Annotated in this window: 10 protein-coding genes and 1 pseudogene; 6 read left to right on the top strand and 5 right to left on the bottom strand. The window is 68.7% G+C overall.

Annotated elements, in window-relative coordinates; translation table 11 throughout:
- From K6I33_RS24750 to K6I33_RS24735, 4 genes and pseudogenes are all read right to left on the bottom strand, one after another.
- Positions 1 to 358 (bottom strand): annotated as a pseudogene (locus K6I33_RS24750) (YIP1 family protein); the annotation flags it as partial.
- Positions 359 to 476: 118 nt separating this feature from the next.
- Positions 477 to 1,001: a MarR family winged helix-turn-helix transcriptional regulator gene (locus K6I33_RS24745; protein ID WP_229356729.1), complete on the bottom strand. Its 525-nt coding sequence runs from the start codon at positions 999 to 1,001 to the stop codon at positions 477 to 479.
- Positions 1,002 to 1,051: 50 nt separating this feature from the next.
- Entirely contained in the window at positions 1,052 to 1,615 is a 564-nt protein-coding gene (locus K6I33_RS24740) for a Uma2 family endonuclease (protein WP_229356728.1), read from the bottom strand.
- A 120-nt stretch (positions 1,616 to 1,735) separates the two neighbouring features.
- Complete coding sequence (locus tag K6I33_RS24735; protein ID WP_229356727.1) at positions 1,736 to 4,009, bottom strand: (Fe-S)-binding protein; 2,274 nt, start codon at positions 4,007 to 4,009, stop codon at positions 1,736 to 1,738.
- Between the two features lie 268 nt (positions 4,010 to 4,277).
- On the opposite strand from K6I33_RS24735, the gene dnaK reads away from it, so the two are divergent.
- From dnaK to K6I33_RS24715, 4 genes are read left to right on the top strand one after another with little or no spacing between them, the layout of a single operon-like run.
- Positions 4,278 to 6,134: a molecular chaperone DnaK gene (gene dnaK / locus K6I33_RS24730; RefSeq protein WP_229356726.1), complete on the top strand. Its 1,857-nt coding sequence runs from the start codon at positions 4,278 to 4,280 to the stop codon at positions 6,132 to 6,134.
- Positions 6,131 to 6,787 carry a nucleotide exchange factor GrpE gene (grpE, locus tag K6I33_RS24725; RefSeq protein ID WP_229356725.1) on the top strand — a complete coding sequence of 219 codons (657 nt, stop codon included), beginning with the start codon at positions 6,131 to 6,133 and terminating at the stop codon, positions 6,785 to 6,787. Before dnaK ends, grpE begins: the two co-directional genes overlap by 4 nt.
- Positions 6,788 to 6,820: 33 nt before the next feature.
- Complete coding sequence (dnaJ, locus tag K6I33_RS24720; protein WP_229356724.1) at positions 6,821 to 8,005, top strand: molecular chaperone DnaJ; 1,185 nt, start codon at positions 6,821 to 6,823, stop codon at positions 8,003 to 8,005.
- Positions 8,006 to 8,008: 3 nt separating this feature from the next.
- Complete coding sequence (locus K6I33_RS24715; protein ID WP_229356723.1) at positions 8,009 to 8,467, top strand: heat shock protein transcriptional repressor HspR; 459 nt, start codon at positions 8,009 to 8,011, stop codon at positions 8,465 to 8,467.
- 66 nt (positions 8,468 to 8,533) lie between these two features.
- Here the strand turns inward: K6I33_RS24715 and K6I33_RS24710 are convergent, their stop codons facing one another.
- Complete coding sequence (locus K6I33_RS24710) at positions 8,534 to 8,965, bottom strand: ATP-binding protein (RefSeq protein WP_229356722.1); 432 nt, start codon at positions 8,963 to 8,965, stop codon at positions 8,534 to 8,536.
- 234 nt (positions 8,966 to 9,199) lie between these two features.
- On the opposite strand from K6I33_RS24710, the gene K6I33_RS24705 reads away from it, so the two are divergent.
- The gene (locus tag K6I33_RS24705; protein WP_229356721.1) at positions 9,200 to 10,051 is read left to right on the top strand and encodes a helix-turn-helix transcriptional regulator; all 852 of its coding nucleotides are present in this window, start codon (positions 9,200 to 9,202) and stop codon (positions 10,049 to 10,051) included.
- Between the two features lie 14 nt (positions 10,052 to 10,065).
- Complete coding sequence (locus K6I33_RS24700) at positions 10,066 to 10,245, top strand: DUF397 domain-containing protein (RefSeq protein ID WP_229356720.1); 180 nt, start codon at positions 10,066 to 10,068, stop codon at positions 10,243 to 10,245.
- The last annotated feature ends 51 nt before the right edge of the window (positions 10,246 to 10,296 follow it).

The raw sequence follows: 10,296 nt of genomic DNA, 5'->3' as shown, positions 1-10,296 counted from the left end.
CGGCGGGCCCGTCGCCGTAGTCGCCGTACGCGTCCGGTGCCTCGCCGACGCTGAACTGCTGGGTGCGGCCGGCGTCCTGCCCGTAGTACGGGTCCTGGGGGTAGCCCTGCGGGGCCTGCGGCTGTTGGTAAGGCTGCTGGTACGGCTGCTGGGGCTGTCCGCCCCCGCCGAAGTACTCCGGCTCGTCGTAGCCGCCCTGCCCCTGGCCCTGCCACTGCCGCTGGTCCCCGTAGCCGCCGCCGGGCGCGCCGGAGTGTCCGGGCGCGCCCTGGCCGCCGTACGGAGCCTGCTGCTGTCCTTGCCACGCGGGCCCGCGGCCCTGCGCGTCCCGTCCGCGTCCCATCCTGAATCCAGCCACGCTTCGAACGTACCCGCTCCGGAGAGCTCCGGTAGCCGCCCCCGGGTGAACGGGCCGGGCTTTGCGGCCGAGCTGTGACATCCCTTAGGGGAAACCCCCGGGTTGCGGGTCTGCTCGGTCAGCGGAGTTCCGTGGCCCGCTTGGGCACCCAGCGCTCGGGGGAGAGCAGCTCGTCGGCGCCCACATTACTGATCATGCGGCGCATGACGGTCAGCGCGGCGGCGTACTCCTCGTCCGTGATCCCGGCGTGGATCTCCGCGCGCACCTTCTTCACGACCTCGAAGATGCGGTCCTTGGCCTCGCGGCCGGTTTCGGTGACGACGTACAGGCCGTTCTCGCCGGCGGCCACCCAGCCGCGGGCGACCAGCGAGTCCAGGGACTGGTCGATCTCCTCCGGCCGGTGGTCGAGGTTGGCGGTGAGCACCTCGCGGAGCTCCTCCCGGCTCAGCCCGCCCTCGACGGCGATGGTGCGGTTGAGCACCCACCACTGCGGCTGCGTCACGTCCTGCGTGGCCAGGGCCCCGCGGATGTGCCGGATGACGGCCTTGTGGGTGGCGTAGCTCCAGTAGCCGATGGGCTGCCCGGCGAGGTTGCCGTCGTCGGAGCGGGGGGTGGTGAGCTGCGTGTTCTGCGTCGTCGTCATGTCTACGACGGTAGGACCTCAAGCATGGTTGAGATCAAGAGTGTTGGTCGTCACGACGTCGGGTAACGGCGGAATTCGGAGGTGTCGACGGTCCACTCGCCGATGGTGATCACGTCGCCGAACGCGTGTTTGGCGCGGGAGCGATAACATCGCTGCCCTTCGTCATCGACGCCCGTGGGGTCGGACATAACCGCTGTCGTCCCGTTGCGAGGGTTGACCAGGACGTACAGCGGGACGGCCATCGCAGCCGCGTCGTACATCCGCTGAGTGTCGTGGAGCTGCCCCAGCGGAGGGATCACGTCGGCAGCCAGTGCCAGGTCTCGCGGATCGATGCCGGTGGGGCGGAGCATGGCCGCTTCGGGAAGCACTATGACGGCCGGTCGGCGCAGGATTCCTTGCGCGACGTCCTCCACGGCGCCCCAGTTATGGGCTGCCCAGCCCTCGGCGAGTTGCCGGTCCAGCTGGCGCCGCAGCAGGAAGGCGTTGTAATCGCATCGTCTCGGGGTCGATACCGTCACGATGATGCTGTTCCCGCTGATCTCGAAGCGCTTGGCAGCGTCCTGCGCGTGCCGGTGCAGCTCCTCGGCGACGGCCAGGACACGGGCGTACTCCATGACGCGACTCCTGCTGGGCGGGACGCGGACACCTTCGCGCTCAGCGTCCCACGCCCCTACGACAACGGCCGGGCCCCGCGATCGCTCGCGGGGCCCGGCCGTCGTCCGCTCAAGGGGCGGCTACTTCACCGGCTCCGGGTCCGGCTCCGGCGCGTCCGCCTTCTCGCCGTCGCCCTCCGGCGCGGCCGGGGTCTTGACGGACTCCAGCAGCAGCTGGGAGACGTCGACGACCTGGATGGACTCCTTGGCCTTGCCGTCGTTCTTCTTGCCGTTGACCGAGTCGGTCAGCATGACGAGGCAGAAGGGGCAGGCCGTGGAGACGATGTCCGGGTTGAGGGACAGCGCCTCGTCGACGCGCTCGTTGTTGATGCGCTTGCCGATGCGCTCCTCCATCCACATGCGCGCGCCGCCGGCGCCGCAGCAGAAGCCGCGCTCCTTGTGACGGTGCATCTCCTCGTTCCGCAGGCCCGGCACCTTGGCGATGATCTCGCGCGGCGGGGTGTAGACCTTGTTGTGGCGGCCCAGGTAGCAGGGGTCGTGATAGGTGATCAGACCCTCGACCGGGGTGACGGGGATCAGCTTGCCCTCGTCGATGAGGTGCTGCAGCAGCTGCGTGTGGTGGATGACCTCGTACTCGCCGCCCAGCTGCGGGTACTCGTTCGCGATGGTGTTGAAGCAGTGGGGGCAGGTCGCGACGATCTTCTTCTTGGACTTCGGCTTCTTCGTGGCCTCGTCCTCGGAGTCCTCGCCGAACGCCATGTTCAGCATCTCGACGTTCTGCTGGCCGAGCTGCTGGAAGAGGAACTCGTTGCCCAGACGGCGGGCCGAGTCACCCGTGCAGTTCTCCTCGCCGCCCATGATGGCGAACTTCACGCCCGCCATGTGCAGCAGCTCCGCGAAGGCCTTGGTGGTCTTCTTGGCGCGGTCCTCCAGGGCGCCGGCGCAGCCGACCCAGTAGAGGTAGTCGACCTCGGTGAGGTCCTCGATGTCCTTGCCGACGACCGGGACCTCGAAGTCGACCTCCTTGGTCCACTGGAGGCGCTGCTTCTTGGCCAGGCCCCAGGGGTTGCCCTTCTTCTCCAGGTTCTTGAGCATCGTGCCCGCCTCGGACGGGAAGGAGCTCTCGATCATCACCTGGTAGCGGCGCATGTCGACGATGTGGTCGACGTGCTCGATGTCCACCGGGCACTGCTCGACGCACGCGCCGCACGTGGTGCAGGACCACAGCACGTCCGGGTCGATGACGCCGTTCTCCGCCAGCGTGCCGATCAGCGGGCGCTCGGCCTCGGCCAGGTCGGCCGCCGGAACGTCCTTCAGCTGCTCTTCGGTCGCCTTCTCCTCGCCTTCGGCGTCCTTGCCGCCGCCTGCCAGCAGATACGGCGCCTTGGCGTGCGCGTGGTCGCGCAGCGCCATGATCAGGAGCTTGGGGGAGAGCGGCTTGCCGGTGTTCCAGGCGGGGCACTGCGACTGGCAGCGGCCGCACTCGGTGCAGGTGGAGAAGTCGAGGATGCCCTTCCAGGAGAACTCCTCGACCTTCGAGACGCCGAAGACGGCGTCCTCCGCCGGGTCCTCGAAGTCGATCGGCTCGCCGCGGCTGGTCATCGGCTGGAGCGCGCCCAGCGCCACGTCGCCGGAGGCCTCGCGCTTGAACCAGATATTGGGGAAGGCCAGGAAGCGGTGCCAGGCCACGCCCATGTCCGTCTTCAGCGCGACCGTGATCATCCAGATGAAGGACGTCGCGATCTTCAGTCCGGCGAAGAAGTAGGTGAGGTTCTGGAGGGTGGAGAGGTCCATGCCCTCCAGCCACGAGACGACCGGGTACGAGATGAAGAACGACGCCTCGTAGCCGTCCACGTGGTGCTGGGCGCCCTCAAGGGCGTGCAGCATGAAGATGCAGACGCCGACGATGAGGATGACGGCCTCGACGAAGTACGCCTGACCGGTGTTGGAGCCGGCGAAGCGGGACTTGCGGCCGGCGCCGCCCGGACGGTTCAGCTGCCGGATGACGATGAGCGTCAGGATGCCGAGCGCGGTCATCGTGCCGACGAACTCGACGAAGACGTTGTACGGCGCCCAGTCGCCGATGACCGGCAGGATCCAGTCGGCCTTGAAGAGCTGGCCGATGGCATTGACGATCGTCAGCAGCAGCGAGAAGAAGCCCACCGCCACGAACCAGTGCGCGACGCCGACGACGCCCCACTTGTTCATCCGGGTGTGGCCGAGGAACTCCTTGGCCACCGTGACCGTGCGTTGAACCGGTTCGTCGGTGCGGCTGCCCGCCGGTACGGGCTGGCCTAGCCGTACGAAGCGGTAGATCTGGAAGAGGGCACGGCCGAACAGCGCGACGCCGACCGCGATGAGGACCAGCGACACGATGATCGCGGCGAGTTGCATGGGAGAGCTCCTCGGACCTGCGAGAGCGGGGATAGAGCGGAATTACTAATCGGTAACTTATCCAGTCCGTACGAGACTACTCACTCTCGCGCGCGCGATATACCCGCATCGCCGGTGATCTGCGTCGCGCAGGCGACCCTTCGCGGTCGCCTCATGACCGTAAGGCTGACATAAAAGTTGAGTGGGTACGACTCAGGTCTGTTGACAGGTTTCACGTCCCTGTTGCACCCTTGAGTCTGTTCCACTCAAGTCAGCTGGAGGAATCGACATGGCACGTGCGGTCGGCATCGACCTGGGTACGACGAACTCCGTCGTCAGTGTTCTCGAGGGCGGTGAGCCCACCGTCATCACCAACGCCGAGGGCGCCAGGACCACGCCGTCCGTCGTCGCCTTCGCGAAGAACGGTGAGGTGCTGGTCGGCGAGGTCGCCAAGCGCCAGGCCGTCACCAACGTCGACCGGACGATCCGCTCGGTGAAGCGCCACATGGGCACCGACTGGAAGATCGAGATCGACGGCAAGACCTTCAACCCGCAGCAGATGAGCGCCTTCATCCTGCAGAAGCTGAAGCGCGACGCCGAGGCCTACCTGGGCGAGAAGGTCACCGACGCGGTCATCACCGTCCCGGCGTACTTCAACGACTCCGAGCGTCAGGCCACCAAGGAGGCCGGTGAGATCGCGGGCCTCAACGTCCTGCGCATCGTCAACGAGCCCACCGCGGCCGCCCTGGCCTACGGCCTCGACAAGGACGACCAGACCATCCTGGTCTTCGACCTCGGTGGCGGCACCTTCGACGTCTCGCTGCTGGAGATCGGCGACGGCGTCGTCGAGGTCAAGGCCACCAACGGTGACAACCACCTCGGTGGTGACGACTGGGACCAGCGCGTCGTCGACTACCTGGTCAAGCAGTTCGCCAACGGCCACGGCGTCGACCTGTCCAAGGACAAGATGGCGCTCCAGCGCCTGCGTGAGGCCGCCGAGAAGGCGAAGATCGAGCTGTCCTCGTCCACCGAGACCTCGATCAACCTGCCCTACATCACGGCGTCCGCCGAGGGCCCGCTCCACCTGGACGAGAAGCTCACCCGCGCCCAGTTCCAGCAGCTGACCGCGGACCTGCTGGAGCGCTGCAAGACCCCGTTCCACAACGTCATCAAGGACGCCGGCATCGCGCTGTCCGAGATCGACCACGTGGTCCTGGTCGGCGGTTCCACCCGTATGCCCGCCGTCGCCGAGCTCGTCAAGGAGCTGACCGGCGGCCAGGAGGCCAACAAGGGTGTGAACCCGGACGAGGTCGTCGCCATCGGCGCCGCCCTGCAGGCCGGTGTCCTCAAGGGTGAGGTCAAGGACGTCCTGCTCCTCGACGTGACCCCGCTGTCCCTCGGTATCGAGACCAAGGGCGGCATCATGACCAAGCTGATCGAGCGCAACACCACGATCCCGACCAAGCGCTCCGAGATCTTCACGACGGCCGAGGACAACCAGCCGTCCGTGCAGATCCAGGTCTACCAGGGCGAGCGCGAGATCGCGGCGTACAACAAGAAGCTCGGCATGTTCGAGCTGACGGGCCTGCCGCCGGCCCCGCGCGGCGTCCCGCAGATCGAGGTCGCCTTCGACATCGACGCCAACGGCATCATGCACGTGACCGCCAAGGACCTGGGCACGGGCAAGGAGCAGAAGATGACCGTCACCGGCGGCTCCTCGCTGCCGAAGGACGAGGTCAACCGCATGCGCGAAGAGGCCGAGCAGTACGCGGAGGAGGACCACCGCCGCCGCGAGGCCGCCGAGACCCGCAATCAGGGCGAGCAGCTCGTCTACCAGACGGAGAAGTTCCTCAAGGACAACGAGGAGAAGGTCCCGGCCGAGGTGAAGACCGAGGTCGAGACCGCCGTCGCCGAGCTGAAGGAGAAGCTCAAGGGCGAGGACTCCGCCGAGATCCGCACCGCCACCGAGAAGGTCGCCGCGGTCAGCCAGAAGCTCGGCCAGGCCATGTACGCCGACGCCCAGGCCGCGCAGGGCGCCGCCGGTGCCGCGGGCGCCGGTGCCGGCCAGCAGCCCAAGGCCGAGGACGACGTCGTCGATGCCGAGATCGTCGACGACGAGAAGCCGAAGGGCGGTGCGTCGGCGTGACGGAGGAGACCCCGGGCTTCGAGGAGAACGAGAAGCCTGAAGGCACCTCCGACGCCACGACCCCCGACGACGCGGCGAAGGCCGCCGGGTCCGCCGACAAGGCGGCCCCGGCCGGCCCGGCCCCCGCGGGCGAGGAGCTCGTCGAGGTTGGCCTCCAGGCACAGCTGGACCAGGCCCAGGCCGCGCTCAACGAGCGCACCGCGGACCTCCAGCGGCTCCAGGCCGAGTACCAGAACTACCGTCGCCGGGTGGAGCGGGACCGGGTCGCGGTCAAGGAGGTCGCCGTGGCGAACCTCCTGTCCGAGCTCCTCCCCACCCTCGACGACATCGGTCGCGCCCGCGACCACGGCGAGCTGGTCGGCGGCTTCAAGTCCGTCGCCGAGTCGCTGGAGACGGTCGTCGCCAAGATGGGCCTCCAGCAGTTCGGCAAGGAGGGCGAGCCCTTCGACCCGCTGGTGCACGAGGCGCTGATGCACAGCTACGCGCCCGACGTCACCGAGACCACGTGCGTGCAGATCCTGCAGCCGGGGTATCGGATCGGCGAGCGGACCATCCGCCCCGCGCGCGTCGCGGTGGCCGAGCCGCAGCCGGGCGCCGGCCCCAAGGCCGAGGATTCGTCCGACGAGGAGAGCGGTGGCCCGGAAGAGGGCTGACGCGATGAGTGACGGGAAGGAGGGACGCCGGGGATGAGCCTGAGCAGGGACTTGCTGGAAAAGGACCTCTACAAGGTCCTCGGCGTCCCCAAGGACGCCACCGAGGCGGAGATCAAGAAGGCGTACCGGAAGCTCGCCCGCGAGTTCCACCCGGACGCCAACAAGGGCGACGCCTCGGCCGAGGAGCGCTTCAAGGAGATCTCCGAGGCGAATGACGTCCTTGCCGACCCCAAGCGTCGCAAGGAGTACGACGAGGCCCGCGCCCTGTTCGGCAACGGAGGCTTCCGTGCCGGACCGGGCGGCGCCGGCGGCTCGTTCAACTTCGACCTGGGCGACCTCTTCGGAGGCGCCCAGGGCGGCACCGGCGCCGGAGCCGGCGGCGGCTTCGGCGGCGGGCTGGGCGATGTCTTCGGCGGCCTCTTCAACCGGGGCGGCGGCGGTCCCCGCACCCAGCCCCGGCGCGGCCAGGACATCGAGTCCGAGGTCTCGCTCAACTTCACCGAGGCGGTCGAAGGCGCCACCGTCCCGCTGCGGATGTCCTCCTCGGCGGCGTGCAAGGCGTGCTCCGGCACGGGCGACAAAAACGGTACGCCCAGGGTCTGCCCGACCTGTGTCGGCACCGGCCAGGTGTCGCGCGGCTCGGGCGGTGGCTTCTCGCTGACCGACCCCTGCCCGGACTGCAAGGGCCGCGGGCTCATCCCCGAGAACCCCTGCGACGTCTGCCACGGCAGCGGCCGGGCCAAGTCCTCCCGCACCATGCAGGTCCGCATCCCCGCCGGAGTCTCCGACGGGCAGCGGATCCGCCTGCGCGGCAAGGGCGCCCCGGGCGAGCGCGGCGGCCCCAACGGCGACCTCTACGTCGTCGTCCACGTCGGCACCCACCCGGTCTTCGGGCGCAAGGACGACAACCTCACCATCACCGTGCCCGTCACCTTCACGGAGGCGGCCCTCGGCGGCGAGGTACGGGTCCCCACCCTCGGCGGCCCGCCCGTCACCCTGAAGCTGCCCCCCGGCACGCCCAACGGCCGGACGATGCGCGCCCGGGGCAAGGGCGCGGTCCGCAAGGACGGCACCCGAGGCGACCTCCTGGTCACCGTCGAGGTCGCCGTGCCCACCCAACTGAGCGACAAGGCCCGGGAAGCCCTGGAGACCTACCGCGAAGCCACCGCGGAGGTCGACCCGCGCGCGGAGCTGTTCCAGGCCGCGAAGGGAGCGTGACCCATGGAAGGAATCGGCCGCCGACGCCATCCGTACGAGCTCACCGATGAGTCGCCGGTCTACGTCATCTCCGTGGCGGCCCAGCTGTCGGGCCTCCACCCGCAGACCCTCCGGCAGTACGACCGCCTCGGCCTGGTCTCCCCCGACCGCACGGCCGGCCGCGGCCGCCGCTACTCGGCCCGCGACATCGAGCTGCTGCGTCAGGTGCAGCAGCTGAGCCAGGACGAGGGCATCAACCTGGCGGGCATCAAGCGCATCATCGAGCTGGAGAACCAGGTCGCCGCGCTGAGCGCCCGCGTCGCCGAGCTCCAGTCCGTCGTCGACGGCGCGGCCGCGGCGATGCAGCAGCGCGAGGCGCAGGTCCACGCGTCGTACCGGCGTGACCTGGTCCCGTACCAGGACGTCCAGCAGGCCAGCGCGCTGGTGGTCTGGCGTCCCAAGCGGGAGCAGAAGAAACACTGAGCCGTGTTGTACGGCGTTGTACGGCGGGGCCGCCATCCCGGAGACGGGTGGCGGCCCCGTGCCGTTTCACGCCCACGCGGCGGGCACCCTCCGGCTGATCTCGCACCAGACGGTCTTGGTCTCCTCGCCGTGCAGATCGCGGTGCAGCGGGGTGTAACCCCACCGGTCCGCGAGCGTCTGGAGCAGGCACAACCCGCGCCCATCGCTGTCGAACGGGCGCGCGGCCACGCGGAGCGTGGGCGTCCTCGCACACGCGTCCCGCACGGCGACGCGGAGCGTCTCCCATTGCGACCAGGCGAGCGTCAGCTCGGCGGTACTGCTGGTGTGCACGATCGTGTTCGTCAGCATCTCGCCGGCCAACAGCTCGGCCCGGCCGATCAGTTCGCGCAGCCCGTGCGCGGTGAGGGCCGCGCGGATGGATGTCCGGGCCACTTGGACGGCGCGGGCGTCGTGGGGGATGAGCAGTCGGTACTCGAAGGGTTCGGCGTGCAGCAGCATGTCGCCTCCTGCGGTGGGGTGTTGGCGGCCGAGCCGGTGTCGATGCCGCGTTTGCCCATGCGGGCATGGCGGTGCGCTTCCGGTGGCCGGATACGGTCGCTCTGCGAGCGGCGCGCCACTCAACGTAGGGGGCTACATGTCCCCCTGCAAGCCGCTTGCGGATGTTCGCCCCTTCGGGGCATGGCATGGCATCGTGACGCTCGCAGGCGCTGAACAACAGGGGAGAGTGGCCTCATGCCGCCGAGGAACAGCCCAACCGCCCGCCAGGCGCGGCTCGGTGCCGAGTTGCGCAGGATGCGCGAGCGCGCGGGCCTGACCGCTCGCGAGGCGGCCACGCAGCTGGGCGTGACGCCGATGCGCATGAGCCACATCGAGATCGGTCGTTTCGGCGTGAGCGAGGAGCGAATGCGCAAGTTCGCTTCGCACTACGGCTGTGCGGACCGTGTCTATCTCGACGCCCTCGCGGAACTGACCGGACGCCAGGAGCGTGGCTGGTGGGAGAAGTATCAAGGGCTGTTGCCGCAGAAGTCTTTGGACCTAGCCGCGTTCGAGTGGCACGCAAGTAGCCTCCGAGGGCTACAGATTGTCCATATCCCGGGGCTCCTGCAGACTGAGGCCTATATTCGGGCCCTGTTCTCGTACATGCCGCAAGAAGCCAGGCCGAGGAACCTCGACGCCATCGTTGATTTTCGCATGCAACGCCAAGCCGTGCTTGAGCGCAAGGACCCTGTGCCGTGCACGGTGTTCATCCATGAGGCTGCCTTGCGCATGAAGGTTGGCGACAGCAACGTGGTGCGTGAGCAGATGGACCTGATCGCGAAAAGCTCGGAGCGGCCGAACTTGACGGTAAGGGTCGTGCCGTTCTCGGCCGAGGGTTTCGTCTGTATGGGCTACGCGATGCAATACATGGCGGGCGGTGCGCCGCAGCTCGACACCGTCCAGATCGACGAAGTGCACGGGAGCGCCTTCCTGGACGCTGAGGAAGAGCTCGACCGGTATCGCACCGTCCTACGGACGGTTGAGCGTTTCGCTCTCGGCGCCGAGGCGAGCCGCGACTTCGTCCTGCGTATTGCCCGAGAGTCCTAAGAGGTGTCGTTGTGATGTGGCAGAAGAGCTCCTTGTCCGGCACGGGACCGGACAACTCGTGCGTCGAGATCGGCGCCGCCAACGGCGGCATCCGCATCGCCCTGCGCGAGAGCGACGACCCCCGCTCGGTCATAGTGACCGCACCCGCCACGCTCGCGGCACTCATACGCACCGTAAAGGCGCCCCGCGCCTAGGCCCCCTCCCCTCGGGGGGGCTGGGGGCGGAGCCCCCAGTTACGGGAAGGG

The organism is Streptomyces sp. UNOB3_S3 (assembly GCF_020740895.1).
Classification (GTDB): Bacteria; Actinomycetota; Actinomycetes; order Streptomycetales; family Streptomycetaceae; genus Streptomyces.
This window is presented reverse-complemented; position numbering and strand designations above follow the sequence as displayed.

Coding starts and splice junctions, on each gene's coding strand:
- K6I33_RS24745 (WP_229356729.1), bottom strand. CDS start 1,001: ATGACGACGACGCAGAACACGCAGCTCACCACCCCCCGCTCCGACGAC.
- K6I33_RS24715 (WP_229356723.1), top strand. CDS start 8,009: ATGGAAGGAATCGGCCGCCGACGCCATCCGTACGAGCTCACCGATGAG.
- K6I33_RS24740 (WP_229356728.1), bottom strand. CDS start 1,615: ATGGAGTACGCCCGTGTCCTGGCCGTCGCCGAGGAGCTGCACCGGCAC.
- dnaJ (WP_229356724.1), top strand. CDS start 6,821: ATGAGCCTGAGCAGGGACTTGCTGGAAAAGGACCTCTACAAGGTCCTC.
- dnaK (WP_229356726.1), top strand. CDS start 4,278: ATGGCACGTGCGGTCGGCATCGACCTGGGTACGACGAACTCCGTCGTC.
- K6I33_RS24735 (WP_229356727.1), bottom strand. CDS start 4,009: ATGCAACTCGCCGCGATCATCGTGTCGCTGGTCCTCATCGCGGTCGGC.
- K6I33_RS24710 (WP_229356722.1), bottom strand. CDS start 8,965: ATGCTGCTGCACGCCGAACCCTTCGAGTACCGACTGCTCATCCCCCAC.
- K6I33_RS24700 (WP_229356720.1), top strand. CDS start 10,066: ATGTGGCAGAAGAGCTCCTTGTCCGGCACGGGACCGGACAACTCGTGC.
- K6I33_RS24705 (WP_229356721.1), top strand. CDS start 9,200: ATGCCGCCGAGGAACAGCCCAACCGCCCGCCAGGCGCGGCTCGGTGCC.